The 19,972-nt window shown below is 60.6% G+C and carries 19 protein-coding genes, 2 tRNA genes and 1 pseudogene; 16 read left to right on the top strand and 6 right to left on the bottom strand.

Going from position 1 to position 19,972, the window contains the following annotated elements:
- Nucleotides 1–3 precede the first annotated feature (3 nt).
- Together ABE528_RS00590 and ABE528_RS00585 are read right to left on the bottom strand one after the other, a co-directional pair.
- The gene (locus ABE528_RS00590; RefSeq protein ID WP_346651847.1) at nt 4–1,164 is read right to left on the bottom strand and encodes an ATP-binding protein; all 1,161 of its coding nucleotides are present in this window, start codon (nt 1,162–1,164) and stop codon (nt 4–6) included.
- Nucleotides 1,165–1,248: 84 nt separating this feature from the next.
- The gene (locus tag ABE528_RS00585) at nt 1,249–1,533 is read right to left on the bottom strand and encodes a hypothetical protein (RefSeq protein WP_346651846.1); all 285 of its coding nucleotides are present in this window, start codon (nt 1,531–1,533) and stop codon (nt 1,249–1,251) included.
- A 285-nt stretch (nt 1,534–1,818) separates the two neighbouring features.
- Between ABE528_RS00585 and ABE528_RS00580 the strand changes: the two genes are divergently transcribed.
- The 5 genes from ABE528_RS00580 (at nt 1,819) to ABE528_RS00560 (ending at nt 7,787) form a co-directional block, all read left to right on the top strand.
- Nucleotides 1,819–2,433, top strand: coding sequence for a TetR/AcrR family transcriptional regulator (locus ABE528_RS00580; RefSeq protein WP_152957085.1), 615 nt, complete (start codon nt 1,819–1,821; stop codon nt 2,431–2,433).
- A 76-nt stretch (nt 2,434–2,509) separates the two neighbouring features.
- Nucleotides 2,510–3,613: an efflux RND transporter periplasmic adaptor subunit gene (locus ABE528_RS00575; protein ID WP_346651845.1), complete on the top strand. Its 1,104-nt coding sequence runs from the start codon at nt 2,510–2,512 to the stop codon at nt 3,611–3,613.
- Entirely contained in the window at nt 3,610–6,702 is a 3,093-nt protein-coding gene (locus tag ABE528_RS00570) for an efflux RND transporter permease subunit (RefSeq protein WP_346651844.1), read from the top strand. The genes ABE528_RS00575 and ABE528_RS00570 overlap by 4 nt, the downstream gene beginning before the upstream one ends.
- Before the next feature lie 366 nt (nt 6,703–7,068).
- Nucleotides 7,069–7,153 (top strand) — tRNA-Leu (locus ABE528_RS00565).
- A 220-nt stretch (nt 7,154–7,373) separates the two neighbouring features.
- Entirely contained in the window at nt 7,374–7,787 is a 414-nt protein-coding gene (locus tag ABE528_RS00560; RefSeq protein ID WP_152957088.1) for a DoxX family protein, read from the top strand.
- A gap of 1 nt (nt 7,788) precedes the next feature.
- Here the strand turns inward: ABE528_RS00560 and ABE528_RS00555 are convergent, their stop codons facing one another.
- Nucleotides 7,789–7,983: a hypothetical protein gene (locus ABE528_RS00555; RefSeq protein ID WP_152957089.1), complete on the bottom strand. Its 195-nt coding sequence runs from the start codon at nt 7,981–7,983 to the stop codon at nt 7,789–7,791.
- Nucleotides 7,984–8,601: 618 nt separating this feature from the next.
- Between ABE528_RS00555 and ABE528_RS00550 the strand changes: the two genes are divergently transcribed.
- Nucleotides 8,602–9,276, top strand: coding sequence for a polysaccharide lyase family 7 protein (locus tag ABE528_RS00550; protein WP_152957090.1), 675 nt, complete (start codon nt 8,602–8,604; stop codon nt 9,274–9,276).
- A 150-nt stretch (nt 9,277–9,426) separates the two neighbouring features.
- Nucleotides 9,427–10,059, top strand: a complete 633-nt coding sequence (locus tag ABE528_RS00545) for a polysaccharide lyase family 7 protein (protein WP_346651843.1) — start codon at nt 9,427–9,429, stop codon at nt 10,057–10,059.
- A gap of 232 nt (nt 10,060–10,291) precedes the next feature.
- Here the strand turns inward: ABE528_RS00545 and ABE528_RS00540 are convergent.
- Together ABE528_RS00540 and sohB are read right to left on the bottom strand one after the other, a co-directional pair.
- Nucleotides 10,292–10,365 (bottom strand) — tRNA-Cys (locus tag ABE528_RS00540).
- Between the two features lie 154 nt (nt 10,366–10,519).
- A complete protein-coding gene (sohB, locus tag ABE528_RS00535) occupies nt 10,520–11,539 on the bottom strand; it encodes a protease SohB (protein ID WP_346651842.1) in 1,020 nt (339 codons plus the stop codon).
- 195 nt (nt 11,540–11,734) lie between these two features.
- On the opposite strand from sohB, the gene ABE528_RS00530 reads away from it, so the two are divergent.
- The 4 genes from ABE528_RS00530 (at nt 11,735) to ABE528_RS00515 (ending at nt 14,860) form a co-directional block, all read left to right on the top strand.
- On the top strand, nt 11,735–12,445 hold the full coding sequence (locus ABE528_RS00530) for a histidine phosphatase family protein (protein ID WP_346651841.1): 711 nt from the start codon (nt 11,735–11,737) through the stop codon (nt 12,443–12,445).
- A 54-nt stretch (nt 12,446–12,499) separates the two neighbouring features.
- Nucleotides 12,500–12,817, top strand: coding sequence for an SCP2 sterol-binding domain-containing protein (locus ABE528_RS00525; protein ID WP_152957092.1), 318 nt, complete (start codon nt 12,500–12,502; stop codon nt 12,815–12,817).
- Between the two features lie 184 nt (nt 12,818–13,001).
- On the top strand, nt 13,002–14,069 hold the full coding sequence (locus ABE528_RS00520) for a phosphotransferase family protein (protein WP_152957093.1): 1,068 nt from the start codon (nt 13,002–13,004) through the stop codon (nt 14,067–14,069).
- 23 nt (nt 14,070–14,092) lie between these two features.
- A complete protein-coding gene (locus ABE528_RS00515) occupies nt 14,093–14,860 on the top strand; it encodes an SDR family oxidoreductase (protein ID WP_152957094.1) in 768 nt (255 codons plus the stop codon).
- Between the two features lie 71 nt (nt 14,861–14,931).
- Here the strand turns inward: ABE528_RS00515 and ABE528_RS00510 are convergent.
- Nucleotides 14,932–15,270 (bottom strand): annotated as a pseudogene (locus ABE528_RS00510) (hypothetical protein); the annotation flags it as partial.
- Between the two features lie 104 nt (nt 15,271–15,374).
- On the opposite strand from ABE528_RS00510, the gene ABE528_RS00505 reads away from it, so the two are divergent.
- The 5 genes from ABE528_RS00505 to ABE528_RS00485 all read left to right on the top strand — a co-directional run bounded on the left by ABE528_RS00505 (nt 15,375) and on the right by ABE528_RS00485 (nt 19,971).
- Nucleotides 15,375–15,668, top strand: coding sequence for an RcnB family protein (locus tag ABE528_RS00505; protein WP_346651840.1), 294 nt, complete (start codon nt 15,375–15,377; stop codon nt 15,666–15,668).
- A gap of 113 nt (nt 15,669–15,781) precedes the next feature.
- Nucleotides 15,782–15,964 carry a hypothetical protein gene (locus ABE528_RS00500; RefSeq protein WP_152957097.1) on the top strand — a complete coding sequence of 61 codons (183 nt, stop codon included), beginning with the start codon at nt 15,782–15,784 and terminating at the stop codon, nt 15,962–15,964.
- A gap of 74 nt (nt 15,965–16,038) precedes the next feature.
- Nucleotides 16,039–16,431, top strand: coding sequence for a glycine zipper domain-containing protein (locus ABE528_RS00495; RefSeq protein WP_152957098.1), 393 nt, complete (start codon nt 16,039–16,041; stop codon nt 16,429–16,431).
- A gap of 153 nt (nt 16,432–16,584) precedes the next feature.
- On the top strand, nt 16,585–18,414 hold the full coding sequence (locus ABE528_RS00490; RefSeq protein ID WP_346651839.1) for an SLC13 family permease: 1,830 nt from the start codon (nt 16,585–16,587) through the stop codon (nt 18,412–18,414).
- Nucleotides 18,415–18,552: 138 nt separating this feature from the next.
- On the top strand, nt 18,553–19,971 hold the full coding sequence (locus ABE528_RS00485) for a diguanylate cyclase (RefSeq protein ID WP_346651838.1): 1,419 nt from the start codon (nt 18,553–18,555) through the stop codon (nt 19,969–19,971).
- The last annotated feature ends 1 nt before the right edge of the window (nt 19,972 follow it).

Here is a 19,972-nt window from a genome sequence, read left to right as displayed (position 1 = left end):
TGGCTACCTGTCGTCTTGTGCCCCCGCATCGGGCTGATAGGCCGGCAGATACAGGCACATGCACGTGCCCTGGCCGAGTGTGCTGCCGACATGGATGGCGCCATTGCTCTGCTTGGCAAAACCGTATACCTGGCTGAGGCCAAGGCCGGTGCCCTTGCCGAAAGGCTTGGTGGTGAAGAACGGCTCGAAGATGCGCGGCAAAATCTGAGGGTCGATACCTTCGCCGCTGTCACGTACTTCGAAGCACACGAACGTGCCATGCAGGCCCTCGACTTCGCCTGCCAGATCAACCGTGAGCACTGCCAGGTCGATCGTACCCTTCTCGCCAATCGCATCGCGCGCGTTGAACAGCAGGTTGAGCAGCACCATCTGCAGCTGCCCGGTATCCACCTCGATCAGTGGCAGATCGGGCTGCAAGTACGCCTGCAAGACGATTTCACGCGGCAGCGCATGCTCCAGCAGGCCACGGGTGGCCTCTAAAAGCCTGGCCGGGGCGACCAGCGAGACATCGAGTTGCCGGTAGCGGGCGAAGCTGAGCAGTTGCTGGGTCAGCTCGGTTCCGCGATGCCCGGCATCGAGGATGTGCTCAAGCATGCGCTGCAACCGCGCCGGGTCCTGGCTGGTTTGTGCCAGGCGCGCCGAATTGATGATGATGGTCAGCAGGTTGTTGAAGTCATGCGCCAGGCCACCAGTGAGCTGGCCCAGCGCTTCGAGCTTCTGCGCCTGGAACAACTGGGCGCGCACGGCGTCGAGCTGCAGCGCCGATTCGCGCCGGTCGGTGATATCACGGGTGACCTTGGCCAAGCCGACGATCTGCCCCTGTTCGTCGCGGATCACATCCAGCGCGGCCAAGGCCCAGAACTGCGTGCCGTCCTTGCGCACGCGCCAGCCTTCGTCCTGCGCCACGCCTTGCTCCAGGGCCTGCTTGAGCAGGCGCTCCGGGCGCCCTTCGACGCAATCCTGAGGGGTGAAGAACAACGAAAAATGCCGGCCAATGATTTCATCGGCGCGGTAGCCCTTGATCCGCTGGGCGCCTGCGTTCCAGGACACCACGTGGCCGGACGGATCAAGCATGTAGATGGCGTAATCCACCACCGACTGCACCAGCTGCTCATAGCGGCTGGCGGGCATGACAGGGTGATCGATACAGTCGGCTGAAACCATGCAAACTCCACAGGTACTGCAGGAGGGATCTGGATAGCTTAGCCAAGCGTACCCTTCTGCAACAGCACGCGCTGCAACGGATTATCAACGCTCGGGTTCGACCATGAGCGGGCTGATTCGTCGCGGCATCGCTACTTTCAGCAACCACAGGCCCACCAGCAGTATCAGGCCGCCACCCGCCAACGCCATCAGGCGTTGCGATTGCTGCTGCTCAGCATCGAAACCGAGCAGCAGGAGGTAGCCCGCGAGGGTGATCAGGCTGAGGTACAGAAAAGCGCCCAGCAGCAACACCTGCGCGAACAGCAGGCGCCAGAACAACCGGGGGCGGACAGTACGCCCGGGAAGAGCCGCGGTAGTGGCCTGAGACATGGCGTCACACTCATTGGATCCAATGGCAACAGTGGCTTAATGATGGCAAGGTGTCAATTGCCCAATCGATCGACGCCCTCATTCCTTTGATCATAGGTGCTGCGATGCGCTCAACTATAACAATGGGTTATAAAACGCACTTGCATGCACCCTGCAATTGAGGCTGGCTCAACAGGCAGAGCAGTCGTTCGGTAGGGAGGCATAAGGATTCACATAGACCAAGAGGGAATGTGACCATGTTATATTTTGGTCACAACCGGTCACCCGTTTCAGGACACTTCACACATGACGAAATCTTCTCCACCCGCCCCGGCACGCGGGCCAGCCGACCACGATGTGAGGGATCAGATCATCCAGGCTGCCATGGAGCACTTTGCCCACTACGGCTATGACAAGACCACCGTCTCGGACCTGGCCAAGGCAATCGGCTTTTCGAAGGCCTACGTCTATAAATTCTTCGAATCCAAGCAAGCGATCGGTGAGGTCATTTGCTCCGGCCGGCTTGCGCTCATCATGCAGCGCATTGAGACGGCTATCAGCGAAGCCCCTAGCGCATCGGAAAAGCTCAGGCGTCTATTCCGAACGATTGCAGAGGGCGGCGCCGATCTCTTCTTCCATGAACGTAAGCTCTATGACATAGCTGCAGTGGCATCGCGCGATCTATGGCCATCAGTCAAGGCCCACGAAGCCAAGGTCAACCAGGTCATTCAGGCGATCCTGTCTGAAGGGCGCGACACAGGAGAGTTTGAGCGAAAGACGCCAATCGACGAATCGACCTTGGCCATTTTTCTGGTCATGAGGCCCTACATAAATGCCGCGCTGCTTCAGCACAACCTGGACACCCTCGAGGATGCGGTCATCCAACTGCCCGCCCTGATTTTGAGGAGCCTTGCGCCATAACAGTTGTGACCATTGACAATATTGGTCACCAGTATAAAAATTGGGTTCCTATGTCGCCTTTTGAGAACGGGATCCCATGCGCCTGCGCCCTGCCGCCTTAGTCGGTTGTCTACTCCCACTCGCCCTGGTCGCTTGCGGGGCCTCTTCACCGGGAAAAGACCCGCGTGACAAGCCGCCGGTTGTAAAAGCAATCGCGGTACTGAACGCAGTGGATCCTGCGCGGTCGTTTTCCGGGGTAGTGGTCGCTCGCACCCAGAGTGACCTCGGCTTTCGTGTATCTGGAAAGATCCTGCAGCGCCTGGTGGATGCCGGAGAAACAGTTGAACGCGGGCAGCCTCTGATGCGCCTGGACCCGGTCGATCTGACTCTGCAGGCACGCGCGCAGCAGGAGGCTGTTACTTCGGCCAGGGCGAAGGCCAAGCAAACCGCTGATGATGAAGCTCGTTATCGAAGGTTAGTGGCCGAGGGCGCGGTTTCGGCATCGCTCTACGATCAGATCAAAGCTGCAGCTGATTCCGCAAAGGCACAGCTCAGCGCTGCGCAGGCTCAGGCCGACGTTGCCAGGAACGCCACCGGGTATGCAGTCTTGCTGGCCGATGCCGATGGTGTCGTGATGGACACGTTGGCCGAACCGGGCCAGGTAGTCAGTGCAGGCCAGGCGGTTGTGAGACTGGCGAGAGCTGGCCAACGAGAAGCTGTCGTCCACTTGCCAGAAACCCTCCGCCCTGCCCCTGGCTCGACAGCTTTCGCCAGGCTGTTTGGCCAAGGTTCACAGGCCGTGCCCGCAAAACTGCGACTGCTTTCAGAGGCAGCCGACCCAGCCACCCGCACGTTCGAGGCCAGATACGTGCTGACTGGCGCTTTAGCGAGCGCCCCGTTGGGTTCAACCGTGACTGTTGATATTGCTGAACACAGTCGGGACTCCCAAGCCAGGCAAGTACCGATAGGCGCACTTTTTGACCCTGGCAACGGTACGGGTGTGTGGGTAATTAGCGGCCGGCCGGCCAAGGTGGCCTGGTGCCCGGTAGAGGTATTGAGCGTCAGTGACGAGGTAGCTGTGGTAAAGGGCGGCATCAACACCGGGGATCGGGTTGTCACCTTGGGTGCGCATTTGCTCCGCGAGGGTGCTGAGGTCATGGAACAGATTCAGACCGCTCAGACCACGGAGCGGCAGCCATGAGTGAACGCCGTTTTAACCTGTCTGCGTTAGCGGTACGTGAGCGCTCGATCACCCTGTTCCTGATTTTGCTTATCACGCTGGCCGGTACGTTGGCCTTCTTCAAACTGGGCCGAGCGGAAGATCCGCCTTTCACCGTAAAGCAGATGACCATCATCAGTGCCTGGCCCGGCGCTACCGCGCAGGAGATGCAGGACCTGGTGGCAGAGCCGCTGGAAAAGCGCATGCAAGAACTGCGCTGGTATGACCGTACCGAAACCTATACACGGCCTGGGCTGGCTTTCACGATGGTTTCGCTGCAGGACAAGACCCCGCCGTCAGCTGTTCAGGAAGAGTTCTACCAAGCCCGCAAGAAAGCGGGTGATCAAGCCAAGCTGATGCCCCAGGGCGTGATTGGCCCAATGCTCAATGACGAATTCTCGGACGTCACGTTTGCCGTGTACGCCCTCAAAGCCAAGGGGGAACCCCAGCGACAATTGATACGTGATGCTGAAACACTGCGCCAGCAACTGCTGCACGTGCCCGGCGTCAAAAAGGTCAACATCCTCGGAGAACAGCCTGAACGGATATTCGTTTCCTTTTCCCACGACCGGCTGGCTACGCTGGGGATTACACCGCAGGATATTTTCTCCGCTCTGGACAACCAGAACGCCCTGTCTCCGGCCGGATCGGTTGAGACAAGCGGCCCCCAGGTAGTGATCAGGGTCGAGGGTGCCTTTGATCAACTGGAAAAAATCCGCGATACGCCCGTGTTCACGAAAGGCCGCACGCTGAAGCTCTCGGACATTGCGGATGTCGAACGGGGCTATGAAGACCCCGCGACATTCCTGGTACGCAATGGTGGCGAGCCTGCGCTGCTGCTTGGCATCGTCATGCGTGAGGGTTGGAACGGGCTCGACCTCGGCAAAGCCCTGGAGCTTGAAACTGCAGGCATCAACGCAAACATGCCTTTGGGCATGACACTCAGCAAGGTGACGGATCAAGCGGTGAACATCACGTCATCCGTCGATGAGTTCATGGTGAAGTTCTTCGTTGCCTTGCTGGTTGTGATGCTGGTTTGTTTTGTCAGCATGGGATGGCGTGTGGGGGTCGTCGTTGCCGCAGCAGTGCCCTTGACCTTGGCGATCGTCTTCGTCGTCATGGCTGCCACTGGCAAGAACTTCGACCGTATAACACTCGGATCACTGATCCTGGCGCTGGGCCTGCTGGTCGACGATGCCATCATCGCCATCGAGATGATGGTAGTGAAGATGGAAGAAGGTTACGACCGTATCAAGGCATGCGCCTATGCCTGGAGCCATACAGCTGCGCCAATGCTTGCTGGCACCCTGGTAACCGCCATCGGTTTCATGCCTAACGGTTTTGCCCAGTCCACCGCAGGCGAATACACGAGCAACATGTTCTGGGTCGTTGGCATCGCCTTGATCGCGTCCTGGGTGGTGGCTGTAGCGTTCACCCCTTATCTGGGCGTGAAGTTATTGCCTCACATCAAGACCATCGAAGGCGGCCATGCCGCCATTTACAACACCCGTCATTACAACCGCTTCCGCTCTCTGTTGAGCTGGGTGATCTCATACAAATGGCTTGTGGCAGGCACAGTTGTTTCGACATTTGTGGCTGCGGTGCTGGGTATGGGGCTGGTGAAGAAACAGTTCTTCCCAACTTCTGATCGCCCTGAAGTTCTGGTGGAGTTGCAGATGCCCTACGGCACATCCATCGAACAGACGAATGCCGCCGCCATCAAGGTGGAGTCCTGGTTGCGCCAGCAAGAGGAGGCAAAAATTGTCACCACTTACATCGGCCAAGGCCCGCCGCGCTTCTTCCTGGCAATGGCTCCGGAATTGCCAGATCCATCTTTCGCCAAGATTGTCGTTCTGACCCAAAACCAAGAGGCTCGTGAGGTCCTCAAGTACCGTCTGCGGGAAGCCGCTGCCGAAGGCCTGGCGCCCGAAGCTCAAGTGCGTGTAACCCAACTGGTCTTCGGCCCCTACTCTCCTTATCCGGTCGCTTATCGCGTCATGGGCCCCGACCCTGCGCAACTGCGCCAGATCGCTGCGCGAGTTCAGGGCGTGCTGCAGGCAAGCCCGATGATGAAGACTGTCAATACTGACTGGGGTCCGCTTGTACCGACCCTTCACTTCGCACTGGATCAAGATCGCCTGCAGGCGGTGGGGCTGACTTCCACCTCGGTATCGCAGCAGCTGCAATTCTTGCTGACCGGGGTGCCGATCACTTCAGTCAGGGAAGATATCCGGTCTGTTCAGCTCGTAGGCCGTGCCGCTGGTCGAGCCAGACTGGACCCTGCCCAGATCGAAAACTTTACCTTGGCAGGCTCAAACGGCCAGCGTGTTCCTGTTTCACAGGTCGGCAAGGTGAGTATACGCATGGAGGATCCGATCCTGCGTCGCCGAGACCGCACGCCCACCATGACAGTGCGCGGTGATATCGCGCAAGGGCTCCAGCCGCCCGATGTTTCCACTGCGATCTGGAAGGAGCTGCAGCCAATCATCACATCGCTGCCACCTGGATACAAAATCGAAATGGCAGGTTCCATCGAGGAGTCGGGCAAGGCCAGCCAGGCGATAGTTCCACTCTTGCCGATCATGATTGCCCTGACCTTGCTGACCATCATTTTGCAGGTGCGCTCGATCTCCGCAATGGCCATGGTGTTCCTGACGTCCCCACTGGGGTTGATTGGTGTAGTGCCAGTATTGCTGCTATTCGGGCAACCGTTCGGGATCAACGCACTGGTCGGACTGATTGCGCTTTCGGGAATTCTGATGCGCAACACGCTGATCCTTATTGGACAGATTCACCACAACCAAACCGAAGGTCTTGAGCCTTTCGACGCCGTGGTTGAAGCAACCGTGCAACGAGCACGCCCCGTCTTGCTGACGGCATTGGCGGCCATCCTGGCGTTCATCCCTCTTACCCACTCAGTATTCTGGGGCACATTGGCCTACACCCTGATCGGGGGCACCTTCGTGGGCACGATCATGACCTTGGTGTTTCTGCCAGCGATGTATTCGATCTGGTTCAAGATTCGCCCCATACAGCGCAAGCACAACCTGGAAGCTGGGCAGCGCGCCTGAGTTCGGGCTTTTCTCTTGTCGCTTTCCGGTAAACGGATAGTTGTACGGGTCAAGCTGTGCAGTTTTTTCGGGCGCATATAAAGCAAAAAGAAAGTGTTAGCTAACAAGCACATTGTTCCCAAGTAAAGCCCCCTCTGCAAAGTGGTAAGGCGTGTCGCTGCCAGCAATATTGATGATGTGCGAAAGAGGCAAACAGGCCGCCCCCCCCTTACAACTCCAGATTTCAGACTTGCCCTCAGGGCAAACCAGCTCGCGAAGTGCGTGCTTTGTAAGATTAATGTTCAAAGCCACAGGCACATTTCTGCACAGCTTCTAAACCGTTGATTTCCGCATAATTTTCGTGTCTAATGCGCAACTTGCTATCGTGCCCCGATGGTGAAATTGGTAGACACATCGCACTTAAAATGCGCCGCCGCAAGGTGTGCCGGTTCGAGTCCGGCTCGGGGCACCAAGCATTGCGCACCCCCTCCCTCTGGCCATCAGCGCCACACTCCATCTGATCTTTCTCTCGCGACTAAGCCTTAAGGCCTTGGCATGCGCTTAGGCGCCAAAAAACGATCAGTGCGTCCGCCTGGACAGCTTGGCAGCTTGCGACGCCTTTTTGCTGCCCGGCAGCAACCTTCTGCGCAACTGCTAAAGTGGAGCTTGTCCCCAGCCACCGGTACGCCGCCATGCGCTACTCCCTGTTCGATGGTCAACGCGACATCATCCTCCTGATCGCCCGCGTGCTGCTCATGATCCTCTTCGTCCTTTCCGGCTGGGCCAAACTGACCGGCTTCGAAGGCACGGTCGGCTACATGACCTCACTGGGCGCCCCTGCCCCGATGCTGGCAGCAGCGGTTGCGGTGATCATGGAATTCGTTGTCGGCATCCTGCTGATCCTGGGCTTCTACACCCGACCGCTGGCCTTCCTGTTTGCCCTGTTCGTGCTGGGGACCGGGCTGCTTGGCCATCCGTTCTGGAACATGGTCGACCCCGAGCGCGCCGCCAACATGACCCAGTTCCTGAAAAATCTAAGCATCTGCGGCGGCCTGCTGGTGCTGGCAGTCAGCGGCCCTGGGCGCTTCTCGGTCGACGGGCGCTGACTCAGTCGTCCAGGTCGTCGTGCCAGGCGGGGTGATCGCGCTCTTCGTCATCGAGGTCATCCAGCAGCGCTTCGTCCTCCTCGACTTCGTCCTCGGCGCCTTGGGCATCTGCTTCAGGGTCGAAGCCCTCATAGAGGAATTCGTGATCGAGCAGGTGATCGTGCTCGGGTTCGTGCAGGTCGTCTTCGTCGCGCATGGTGGCTCCTGGAAATCTGGCACGCCTGTATAGGCGTATCGTTGCCCGTGGTCAATGGATGGCGGTTAATGCTGACTTAACCAGCAGGCCTGAGGCTGTAATCTCTCCCTTCAAAACGTTCGTTGCCCGCCTTCATGGCGGGCTTTTTTTGTGCTCATCAAGGGTATCGACACGCCGTCAACGTGAACTTCACGAGTTTATGACATCCACTTTGGCAATCTGACCCTGCTCCTTATGTTCTTTAGACCCGCCACTGGTTGGCGGGTTTTTCTTTTTTCGGGTATCTGAAATGTGTACGGAAGGTTGACGCATCATTTGCCTGACCGCACCCAGGCGAAATCATCATCGCCAGTAGAACCTGAACACAGCCCGGCCCTGAGCCGGGCTTTTCTTTGCCCGCCAGCCACAGACCTGAGCCACTTTCTTACCCGTCATCACGCTTTACATGATTGCAGGGGTTGAAAAAAGATCACCCCGAGATACTGTATATCCATACAGCATTCATGAACTCCAAATCCTCCTCCTGTGCACTTACGAGTGCCCAGCCGGACGCGGAGGAACACACCTCGGCCGGAAGGCAATCCTGCCAGGCCAATGATTTTATCGTCAGGAGTATTTATGACCGTAAACATCAGCAACCTAACGATCGCTACCCCGGTGGCAGTCTCTTCTACAAACCCCGTCGCGCTTGAGCTCAATGGCGCCGAGGCCATCGCTGAATTCCCTAGCGTGGTTAAAGTGCTCAGCGACGGGTCGGTTCAGTTCACGGCACCGACCAAAGGAGCCTCGAGCAAGAGCACCCACAGAACCCGTTGCGAGTGGTCGGAAACACAGAGCTGGACGCTCGGCAGCGCCCCGGACCACTGGAATCGCCAGACAATGACCCTGACCAAGGTCAACTTGGCGCAGAAGGTAGTCGTCAGCCAGATGCACGTCAGGGGGGATGACAGCCCTCCGGTGAAAGTGTTCTGGAACAAGGGCAACATTACCATGGGCTTCCGGGCGTCCTACAACCAGACCAACCCGGTGAACAGCACCCTCCTGCAAGGCGTGCCGCTCGGTACGAAATTCGACGTGATCATTCACGCCACCTCTGCGGGCGTGGTCAAGGTAACCGCCAGGTGCAACGGCGTCTCCAAGTCATCGCCTGAACTGCAACTCGATGACACCTGGGACACGCGCCTGTTCGAATTCCATGGCGGGATCTACAACCAGGTTGACTACACCGATGCTACGCCGGCTGATGACGGTTCGGTGTGCATCATCAGCGAGCTGTCGCTCAGCCATGGCTGAATGGCAGGCAAAATGAAAAACCCCGCAGATTTTCATCTGCGGGGTTTCTCGAATGGTGGAGGCCGAGGTCGGAATCGAATCGGCGTAGACGGATTAAGTATCCACGATGAACGCTACCCGGCAAGGGCGGCGCCTACTCTGGAGAAAACCATGAAGACTTTTGGCAATATCACCGCGAACGGAAAGGTCTATCTTTATCCAGCTGAGGCGCCAGCAGATCGGCTCTGGATAGACCAGAACGGCCACACCAACTACTGGTGTTCAGTCCAGGACGACACAACGGGTAGCTCCAACTATCCGCGCACAGAGGGCCGGCAAACGCTGCCTGACTCCTCAGCATCGTTCAACTGGGTGCCAGGGAGCGCAAGGCACTCCATGGCAGGCCGGGTACGCGTTGAAGCCGCGCCATCGAGCGGTAAGGTCATCATCGGACAGATTCATGCAGTCAACTCGCCTAACCCATTCCTCATGGTGACCTGGTGGAGCGGAGCGGTGCGAATCGAGTCACGCAATGTGCCGCTCGGGAGCGCACGAACGCTGATTGATAAAGCGGTCCCACTGGGCCAGCCCTTCGACTACAGCGTGCAGGTGGATGAGCTCGGGGAACTGAGTGTTGCTCTCGACGAACTGCTTAGCGCTTCAGCAGTGAGCAGCTCCTGGAAGAAACTACAGTTCTTCTTCAAGGCCGGTGCCTATGTGATCGACAACAAAGGCGCGGCAACCGAGGGAGGGCTGGTTGTGTACGAGACCTTCGACGTATTTAACGGCGCGATGAAGGCCTGAAGTTGAATTTACCCAGGCCGCGCAAAGCCGCCTGCCCCTCCGGCGCTGCCCGCCAGCTCTGGTTTATAGCCGACTATAGAGCCTTTATAGATCGCCTATCGCATGAGCTGGCCGATGTTGCGCAACCGATGGGCAGATGCCCGAGAGGAAGCCAGGGTGAAGGCGAACTCTTGGCTTTTTTGACGCGCAAATAAAAACCCCGCAGACGTTAATCTGCGGGGCTTTCGAATGGTGGAGGCCGAGGTCGGAATCGAACCGGCGTAGACGGATTTGCAATCCGGAGCATAACCACTTTGCTACTCGGCCTCAAAGTTCGGATCTAGCAGCTTGCGCTTCACTATCTCCTTGAAACACTGCACCTTTTTCAAAGTTTGCTGCGTTTCGATGGGCGCCATTATGTCCGCATTCCTTTCACCTTGCAACCCCCTGAACGAAAAAAAATTTCAACGGGTTCAAGGTGTTAGCGCAAGCGCCCGAGTTTACTCCACAAACCTACCAAGGTGTTCTCAACAGTGCCGCTGGCCGCCATGCCGATACGCTCCTGCAAACTCTTGCGCTCGGCATAGTGCAGGTGGAACAGGTTGGCCGTGCGGGCGCGGTCGCTGAGGTACTCGTCACTGGTCTGCAGTGCATCGACCAGCTTGCGGTTCAATGCGGCAACCCCGAGCCAGACTTCACCGGTGGCCACCTCGTCGATGTGCAGCTGTGGGCGGTAGCGGGCGACGAAGTCCTTGAACAGCTGGTGGGTGATGTCCAGGTCTTCCTGGAACTTTTCCCGGCCCTTCTCGGTGTTCTCGCCAAAGACGGTCAGGGTACGCTTGTACTCGCCGGCGGTCAGCACTTCGAAATCGATGTCGTGCTTCTTCAGCAGGCGGTTGACGTTGGGCAGCTGTGCCACCACGCCGATCGAACCCAGCACGGCGAATGGTGCGCTGACAATCTTCTCGCCGATGCAGGCCATCATGTAGCCGCCGCTGGCCGCGACCTTGTCGATGCACACCGTGAGCGGGATGCCGGCCTGGCGGATGCGCGCCAGTTGCGAGGCGGCCAGGCCATAGCTGTGCACCAGGCCGCCGCCGCTTTCCAGGCGCAGCACCACTTCATCGCGTGGGGTGGCGAGGGTCAGCAGTGCGGTGATCTCGTTACGCAGGCTTTCGGTGGCGGAGGCCTTGATGTCACCGTCGAAGTCGAGCACAAACACTCGGTCCTTTTCTTCGGCCTTGCCCTTCTTCTGCTGTTTTTCCGCCTTGGCCTGCTGCTTGCGCAGGGCCTTGAGCTGGGCTTTGTCGAGCAGGCCGCTTTCCAGGCGCTCGCGCAACTCTTTATAGAATTCGTTGAGGCGGGTGACCTGCAACTGCCCACCGGCCTTGCGCCGCCCCTTGCCGCGCAAACCGGCAATGGCGGACAACACCACCAGGATGGCAATCACCAGGGTGGCGGTTTTGGCGAGAAAGCTTGCGTATTCGGCAAGAAACTCCACGTTGACTCCTTATGAACCTGCGCCAGATCGGCGCGAAACTGATGCAAGCATACCGTTGCTCCCGTGCCCTCGCCAGCCGAGGTAAACGCTGGCAACACAGTTCAAACAACCTTTTCAAACGCTTGTATGTTTTTTCGTTGACAGCCTGTCTGGCGCATCCTAACCTCGCAGCAACCCTCAACGCCGGATACCTCAGTGGGCAATCTCTACCTGATCCGACATGGCCAGGCTTCCTTCGGTGCAGACGACTACGACGTCCTCTCGCCCGTTGGTGTGCGCCAGAGCCAGGCCCTGGGCGAACACCTCGCCCAGCTCGGCCTGCGCCTGGACCGCTGCGTGGCCGGTGATCTGCGCCGACAGCAGGACACTGCCCGGCACGCCCTGCAGGCGCTGAACGCCGGGGGGTGTGCGGTACCGGCGATTGAGACCGACCCGGCGTTCAATGAGTTCGATGCCGATGGTGTAATCCGCGCCCTGCTGCCCGGCCTGCTGGCTGAAGAGCCGCATGCCCGGGAGATCCTGCGCAACGGCGCGCAGAACCGCAGCGAGTTCCAGCGCCTGTTCGCCCTGATGGTGCAGCGCTGGCACGCCGGCGACCATGCCGATGACGGCCTGGAAACCTGGCAGGCCTTCACCGCACGGGTCGACGCCGGCCTGCAACGTGTGCTGGGCACTGCTGGCAGTGGCGACAATATCGCCGTGTTCACCTCCGGTGGCACCATCGCCGCCCTGCTCCACCTGGTTACCCGAATCACCCCCAGTCAGGCCTTTGCGCTGAACTGGCAGATCATCAACACGTCGCTCAGCCAGCTGAAGTTCCGCGGCCGCGACGTGGCACTGGCTTCCTTCAACAGCCAAGCCCATGTGCAGCTGTTGAGGGCGCCGGAGCTCATCACCTACCGATGAGCCCGGCCCGTTGTGTCCTTGCGGACGCGAATATCACTTAACAAGGAAAACACCATGAGCGATGTAGCTAAAGCCGTCGAAGCGATGAAAGCAAAATTCAACCCAGCGGCTGCTGAAGGCCTGGACCTGGTGTTCGGCTTCAACATCACTGACGAAGACAAGCACTATGCGCTGCTGGTCAAGGACGGCACCTGCGAAATTCAGGAAGGCGAGAACCCGGATGCCAACTGCACCCTGGTGCTGGACAGCGAAACCCTGAAGGGCATCGTCTCGGGTGAAACCGATGGCATGCAGGCCTTCATGGGCGGCAAGCTGCGCGTCGAAGGCGACATGATGCTGTCGATGAAGCTCAGCGAGCTGTTCCCTTCCTGAGTGAAGGGCACAACGCACGATGAGAAACCGAAGCCTGACCGGCTTCGGTTTTTTTTTGCCTGGCATTCGGTGCGGTGATCGACCAGCAACACCCGCACCTATATGGCGCCTGGCACGCTTGTTCCACAGCCGCCAGGCCATTAGATTAGCCAATAATCCTTGCGCCAGATAATAAGGAAAACGCATGACGCTCACCGACCAGTCCACCCAGGTACGCCCCGGCGAAGAACTCGATGCGGCCGTCATCGATCCTTATCTGAAAGGCCACATCGCCGGCCTCGAAGGCTCGCCGACCATCAGCCAGTTCCCGGGTGGCGCGTCCAACCTCACCTACCTGGTCAGCTACCCGGGCCGTGAGTTTGTCTTGCGCCGCCCGCCGTTCGGCCAGAAGGCCAAGTCGGCCCATGACATGGGCCGCGAGTTCCGCATCCTCAACCAGCTCAACAGCGGTTTCCCGTATTGCCCCAAGGCCTACGCCCACTGCACCGACGCGTCGCTGATCGGTGGTGAGTTCTACGTGATGGAGCGGGTCAAGGGCGTGATTCTGCGCTCGGACATTCCCACCGAGCTGGGCCTGGACGCCAACCGCACCGAGGCCCTGTGCAAAAGCTTCATCGACCGCCTGGTCGAGCTGCACCAGGTGGATTATCACGCCTGTGGCCTGGCCGACCTGGGCAAGCCGGAAGGGTATGTGCAGCGCCAGATCGAGGGCTGGACCAGCCGCTACGAAAAAGCCCTGACCCCCGATGCGCCACGCTGGGAGCAGGTGATCGCCTGGCTGCACGAGAAGATGCCCGCCGACCACCCGCGCCCTGGCATCGTGCACAACGACTACCGCTTCGACAACGTGATCCTCGACGCCGACAACCCCATGCGCATCATCGGTGTGCTGGACTGGGAGATGGCTACGATTGGTGATCCGTTGATGGACCTGGGCAACAGCCTGGCCTACTGGATCGAGGCCAGCGACCCGGCGCCGGTGCAACTGATGCGCCGCCAGCCGAGCAATGCCCCGGGCATGCTCACCCGCCGCCAGTTCGTCGACTACTACGCCGAGCGCGCCGGCATCCGCCTGGACAACTTCGATTACTACTATTGCTACGGCCTGTTCCGCCTGGCCGGCATCGTCCAGCAGATCTACTACCGCTACTACCACGGCCAGACCCAGGACAAACGCTTCGCCCAGTTCATTCACATGAACCGGCTGCTGGAGCAAATGAGCCTGCAGGTCATCGGCAAGTCCACGCTCTGACGCCAGACAACAAGGAAAACAGCATGTCCAAGACCCAACTGTTCGACCTCGACGGCAAGATCGCTTTCGTCTCCGGCGCCAGCCGTGGCATCGGTGAAGCCATTGCCCATCTGCTGGCCCAGCAGGGTGCCCACGTGATCGTCTCCAGCCGCAAGCTGGAGGGTTGCCAGCAGGTGGCCGAGGCCATCATCGCAGCAGGCGGCAAGGCCACACCGGTCGCCTGCCATATTGGCGAACTGGAGCAGATCCAGCAGGTATTCGCCGGCATCCGCGAACAGTTCGGGCGCCTGGATATCCTGGTCAACAACGCGGCCACCAACCCGCAGTTCTGCAACGTGCTCGACACCGACCCGAATGCCTTCCAGAAGACTGTCGACGTGAATATCCGCGGCTACTTCTTCATGTCGGTGGAAGCCGGCAAGCTGATGCGTGAAAACGGTGGCGGCAGCATCATCAACGTGGCCTCGATCAACGGCGTGTCGCCGGGCCTGTTCCAGGGCATCTATTCGGTGACCAAAGCCGCGGTGATCAACATGACCAAGGTGTTCGCCAAGGAATGCGCGCAGTTCGGTATTCGCTGCAATGCCTTGCTGCCGGGCCTGACCGACACCAAGTTCGCCTCGGCCCTGGTGAAGAACGACGCCATCCTCAATGCCGCCCTGCAGCAGATCCCGCTCAAGCGCGTGGCTGACCCGAAGGAAATGGCGGGCGCCGTGCTGTACCTGGCCAGCGATGCTTCCAGCTATACCACCGGCACCGCGCTGAATGTCGATGGTGGCTTCCTTTCCTGATCATGGCTGGCCGGGCTCATAGCGGGGGGAACCCCGCAAAAGCCGGGACAGACAACCAAATAAAAAAACGGTGCCGCCGCCGCCCCGCGCTGCAAAACCACGCCGTCATTCTTCTGCGCGTAGTAATCCACCCGCGTCCCACCCGCCTGCGGATACACATCCACGAACGACTCCGCCTCGCGGGTATAAACAGTCAACCCGCCCTGCTTGCGCGGCTCCAGGTAGCCACTGGCGTCGTCGCCGAACACATCCTCTTTCTGCCAGCTGAACTGAATGCACTGGGCCACCAGCTCCGGCGCCTTGCGCGAGTCGAGCTGGACTGTCGGCTTGCCACCCCGCGCCGCATCCATGGTCGCGCTCGCGCAACCGACCAACACCAGCGCCGCAGCCATCGGCAGAATTGCTCGCATGTTCCATCCTCGGGGCAAAAAAGAAAGCGACTCTAGCACCGCAAATGAATTGTCCCAAGCTGGTTGGTGTCGCATCTATTGCATACCACCTCAAGGAGATTGCCATGAAAGCCCACCACCTTCTGCCAGCACTGCTGCTCGCCAGCCTGCCGATGATGACCCTGGCTGCCCCTTCGGCCGAAGAAAGCGTCAAGGCACCGGAAACCCACAACCGCGAACTCAAGGTCGGCGACAAGGCGCCCGACCAGTACAAACGCGACGACGCGGCCCTGAGTGACTGGAAAGCCAAGGGCCTGCCCGCACCGGAAAAAGAAAGCCACTGGGTGCGCATGGGGGATCACTATGTGCTGGTTCAGACCACTAATGGCGTAGTGCTTGCCATCCACCCTGCGTCCTGAGCGCCATTCATCGCTCACGCAGCAAAATCTTGCGGGTCAAGGAAACCAAATGGATCGATCCCAGTCTCAATAAGTGTCCCGTAAACCTATGCGGATCAAGGACCTATATCGAGATGACCCGCCTTGCAAGCTTTTCGCTGATCGCCGCCTTCCTGCTGTTGTCGGGCTGCTATCACCACCACTACCGTGATGACGATGGCTGGCGCGATGATGACCGCGGCCACCGTCACCACCACCGCCATGATCGCGACGATGACGACGACCGCCAATGGCGCGGTGACCGTTACGATCGCTGAAGCGTCTCCCCTACCCTGACCCGCCGCCCAACCGTGCGGCACCTTAACCTGATGATTCCTTTGAGGTTCCAATCATGCGTCTGACTCTACCTTCCCTTGCTCTTGGCCTGCTGCTGTGCCAGGGCGCTTTCGCCGGTGACGGTACTGCCGCCATTGGCGGTGGCCTGGGTGGTGTTCTGGGCAACGTTGTCGGCCAGCAAATGGGTGGCCGCACTGGCGCAGCCATCGGCGCCGGCGTCGGCGGTGCAGCCGGTAGTGCAGTAGCGGCGAAGAAAGGCAACCGTACCGAAGCCGCCATCGGCGGTGGCCTGGGCTCGGCCGGTGGCTCGCTGCTGGGCGGCGCGGTTGGCGGCAAGACCGGCTCCACCATCGGTGCCGGCCTGGGCGGCGCGGCCGGTGGTGCCCTGGGCAACCACATGGGCGACAACGGTGGCAGCAACAAGCACCACCATCACCGTCGCCACTGAGTGACGACAAGGAAAGGGCCGCTTCGTGCGGCCCTTTTCATTTACCCCACGGGTGCAAACCCTGCAGCACATCAACACCACCTTCACCGCAAGCTGCCAAACTGGCTGCTACTGTCTTTCGTGCCCCCTTGAGTGAAGGAACACCCCCGCCCCATGAACCAGGAACTGCTCTGGGTACTCGGCCTGCTGGCTGTCGTCGTCGTCCTCTTCGTCATCAACCGCCCGCGCATGGACGTGGTCGCCCTGCTGGTGATCCTCGCCCTGCCGCTGTCGGGCATCCTCACCGTGGAACAGGCCCTGGCCGGTTTCAGCGACCCCAACGTGGTGCTGATCGCCGCGCTGTTCGTGATCGGCGAAGGGCTGGTGCGCACCGGCATCGCCTACCGTATCGGTGAATGGATGAGCGAACGGGCCGGTAACAGCGAGGCAAGGCTGCTGGTCTTGCTGATGGTTTCGGTGGCCGGGTTGGGCTCGGTGATGAGCTCGACCGGCGTGGTGGCGATCTTCATCCCGGTGGTGCTCAGCATTGCCGCACGCCTGAAGCTGTCACCCAGCCGGCTGATGATGCCGCTGAGCTTCGCCGGCCTGATCAGCGGCATGCTCAGCCTGGTGGCCACGCCCCCCAACGTGGTGGTGCACAGTGAACTGGTACGCCATGGCGCGCCCGGTTTCAGCTTTTTCAGCTTCACCCCGTTCGGCCTGGTGGTGCTGGTGCTGGGCATCGGTTACATGCTGCTGACCCGCCACTGGCTCAATGGCGAAGTGCGCAAGGACGGCCGCGTGGAAAGCCGCCGCACGCTGCTCGACCTGGTGCTCGACTACAAGCTCAACGGCCGCGAACGGCGCCTGCGCATCCGCCCGCACTCGCCACTGATCGGCCATACCCTGGGCGAACTGGAGCTGCGCACCCGGCACGGCGCCAACGTCATCGGCATCGAGCGCCAGCACAAGTTCACCACCCGGGTGATCGCCGCCGACTCAGGCACCGTCCTGCACCAGGGCGATGTGCTGCTGCTCGACCTGTTCGCCAAGCGCGACGACCTGCGCACCCTGTGCCAGACCATGCAACTGGAGCCGCTGCATTTCAAGGCGGCCTACTTCATCGACCAGTCCCAGGATCTGGGCATGGCGGAAGTGTCGCTGCCGCCGGGCTCGCAACTGATCGGCAAAAGCATTCTGGAACTGGCCTTCCGCACCCGCTACGACCTCAACGTGGTCGGCCTGCGCCGCGAGCAGGCGGCCATTGAAGAGCAACTGGTGGAAGAGAAGCTGCGCCTCGGCGATACCCTGCTGGTGGTCGGCCCGTGGAAGGCTGTGCGCCAGCTGCAGACTCAGCCAAAGGACTTCCTGGTCTTGAGCCTGCCGGCCGAAATCGATCAGGTTGCCCCAGCCCGCACCCGTGCCCCGCATGCCCTGGTCAGCCTGGCGGTGATGGTCGGGCTGATGGTCAGCGGTGCGGTCCCCAATGTCATCGCCGCGCTGATCGGCTGCCTGCTGATGGGTGCCGGGCGTTGCATCGACATGAACAGCGCCTACCGGGCCATTCATTGGCAGAGCCTGGTGCTGATCGTCGGCATGCTGCCGTTCGCCCAGGCGCTGCAGAAAACCGGCGGCATCGACCTGGCCGTGGGCGGCCTGGTCAGCCTGCTGGGCGGTGCCGGGCCGCTGGCCATGCTGGCCTGCCTGTTCGCGGTAACGGCCGTCATCGGCCTGTTCATTTCCAACACCGCCACCGCCGTGCTGATGGCTCCGGTGGCGATCAGCACGGCAACGCAGCTGGGCATGTCGCCCTACCCGTTTGCCATGACCGTGGCCCTGGCGGCATCGGCGGCGTTCATGACGCCGGTGTCTTCACCCGTCAACACCCTGGTGCTCGGCCCGGGCCAATACCGCTTTGGCGACTTCGTGAAAATCGGCGTGCCCTTTACCGTGCTGGTGATGCTGGTGACCGTGCTGATGGTGCCCTGGTTCTTCGGTCTTTAGGCAATCTGGCAAGGAATGGAGGCTATTTGACATCAACTTGCACGATTACGGCAGATTGACATCAAGCACCCGGTGCCAACACACTGACGCGTCAATGTCCCAGGTGCTTATAGCCGTTGTCCTGGATTTCGTTTCCGCTTGTCGGTCGAGCCTATGGTTTTTCCAGCACAGTCGCGCTTGTTGCCCTACCTTGCCTTGTTCGGCCTCACCTTTGCCCTGACCCTCGGCGGGATCCTGGCCCGGCCGATCGAATCGTTATCGCTGTTCTGGCCGGTCAATGCGGTGCTGGCCGGCGTGCTCTTGCGTTACCCCCGCCAGGCCAGCTTCGTCGGCCTTGCCCTGGTGTGGCTGGCGATGGTCGCCGCCGACCTGGCTTGTGGCAGCGCCTGGGCGCCAGCCCTGTGGTTCAACCTGTGCAACCTCAGCGTGGTGGTGACGGTGTGGTGGCTGCTGTCACGCCTGCCCCGCCCGCATCGGCGCATGCGTACCCCGCATGGCGTGCTCAGTGTGTTCGGTGCCTGCGCGGCGGGTGCCGTGGTGGCGGCCAGCATGGCCTGTGTGATGGCCGCACCGTGGTTCGAGAAGTCGCTGCAGGCCACCTGGCTGGCCTGGTTCAGCGAACAGTTCTCGACCAGTGTGCTGGTGCTGCCGGTGCTGCTCACTGCGCCTTCGGCGCGCGTACTGATGCGCAGCGGCGCACAGGCCATCCGCCTGGCGCCCTTGCTGGTGCTGCTGGCCTCACTGGCCTTCAGCATCGCCTTCGGCGGCCCAGGCGCCATCGCCTTCCCGATTGCCGCGCTGCTGTGGTGTGCCTGGACGTACTCGCCCTTCCTGGTGTCGTTGCTGGCACTCACCGCGGGCAGCACGCTGATCGTGGCGGTGGCGCAAAACCTCATGCACTTCAGCGTGCCGCAGAGCGAACCCGGGGTCACCACCCTGATGTCGGCGCGCCTGGGTATCGCCATGCTGGTACTCGGCCCGCTGGTGGTCGCCTGCGTCAGCCAGGCCAATCGCAGCCTGTTGGCGCGCCTGGCCCACCAAGCCACCATCGACCATCTCACCGGCCTGCTCAGCCGCAGCGCCTTCACCCGCCGCGCCAATGCCCTGCTCGACAGCCGTCAGCAGCAGGCGCTGCCGCTGACCTTGATGATGCTCGACATCGATCATTTCAAATCGATCAACGACCGCCATGGCCATGCGGTTGGCGACCAGGTCCTGCGCCAGTTCGCCCGCACCCTGCAGGACCAGCTGCACGAAGAAGAACTGCTGGCTCGCCTGGGCGGCGAAGAGTTCGTGGTCGTGCTCCCGGGGTTGCCACCGGAGCAGGCCAAGTTCACCGCCGAGCGCCTGCGCCGCGCCGTGCAGGACCTGCACGCGGCCCAGGGCGATGCGCGCCTGCAGATCACCGTCAGCATTGGCCTGGCCGGCTGCGCCGCGGACGAAACCGCGCCCAGCCTGGACGAACTGCTGGCACGCGCCGATCAGGCGCTGTACCGGGCCAAGGCGCATGGCCGCAATCGCGTCGAGCAGGCCGAGGCGCAGCGCCAGGCAATCTGAG

The sequence above is a fragment of the Pseudomonas sp. TWI628 genome, assembly GCF_039673865.1.
GTDB lineage: Bacteria > Pseudomonadota > Gammaproteobacteria > Pseudomonadales > Pseudomonadaceae > Aquipseudomonas.
Note: the sequence above shows the minus strand (reverse complement) of the source record. Positions and strands in the feature narration are given on the sequence as shown.

Bases quoted from the DNA above. Each gene is read 5' to 3' on its own strand.
- ABE528_RS00505 (WP_346651840.1), top strand. From the start codon at position 15,375: ATGAAAGCCCACCACCTTCTGCCAGCACTGCTGCTCGCCAGCCTGCCG.
- ABE528_RS00495 (WP_152957098.1), top strand. From the start codon at position 16,039: ATGCGTCTGACTCTACCTTCCCTTGCTCTTGGCCTGCTGCTGTGCCAG.
- ABE528_RS00490 (WP_346651839.1), top strand. From the start codon at position 16,585: ATGAACCAGGAACTGCTCTGGGTACTCGGCCTGCTGGCTGTCGTCGTC.
- ABE528_RS00525 (WP_152957092.1), top strand. From the start codon at position 12,500: ATGAGCGATGTAGCTAAAGCCGTCGAAGCGATGAAAGCAAAATTCAAC.
- ABE528_RS00590 (WP_346651847.1), bottom strand. From the start codon at position 1,164: ATGGTTTCAGCCGACTGTATCGATCACCCTGTCATGCCCGCCAGCCGC.
- ABE528_RS00545 (WP_346651843.1), top strand. From the start codon at position 9,427: ATGAAGACTTTTGGCAATATCACCGCGAACGGAAAGGTCTATCTTTAT.
- ABE528_RS00580 (WP_152957085.1), top strand. From the start codon at position 1,819: ATGACGAAATCTTCTCCACCCGCCCCGGCACGCGGGCCAGCCGACCAC.
- ABE528_RS00560 (WP_152957088.1), top strand. From the start codon at position 7,374: ATGCGCTACTCCCTGTTCGATGGTCAACGCGACATCATCCTCCTGATC.
- ABE528_RS00585 (WP_346651846.1), bottom strand. From the start codon at position 1,533: ATGTCTCAGGCCACTACCGCGGCTCTTCCCGGGCGTACTGTCCGCCCC.
- ABE528_RS00555 (WP_152957089.1), bottom strand. From the start codon at position 7,983: ATGCGCGACGAAGACGACCTGCACGAACCCGAGCACGATCACCTGCTC.
- ABE528_RS00520 (WP_152957093.1), top strand. From the start codon at position 13,002: ATGACGCTCACCGACCAGTCCACCCAGGTACGCCCCGGCGAAGAACTC.
- ABE528_RS00575 (WP_346651845.1), top strand. From the start codon at position 2,510: ATGCGCCTGCGCCCTGCCGCCTTAGTCGGTTGTCTACTCCCACTCGCC.
- ABE528_RS00570 (WP_346651844.1), top strand. From the start codon at position 3,610: ATGAGTGAACGCCGTTTTAACCTGTCTGCGTTAGCGGTACGTGAGCGC.
- ABE528_RS00515 (WP_152957094.1), top strand. From the start codon at position 14,093: ATGTCCAAGACCCAACTGTTCGACCTCGACGGCAAGATCGCTTTCGTC.
- ABE528_RS00500 (WP_152957097.1), top strand. From the start codon at position 15,782: ATGACCCGCCTTGCAAGCTTTTCGCTGATCGCCGCCTTCCTGCTGTTG.
- ABE528_RS00550 (WP_152957090.1), top strand. From the start codon at position 8,602: ATGACCGTAAACATCAGCAACCTAACGATCGCTACCCCGGTGGCAGTC.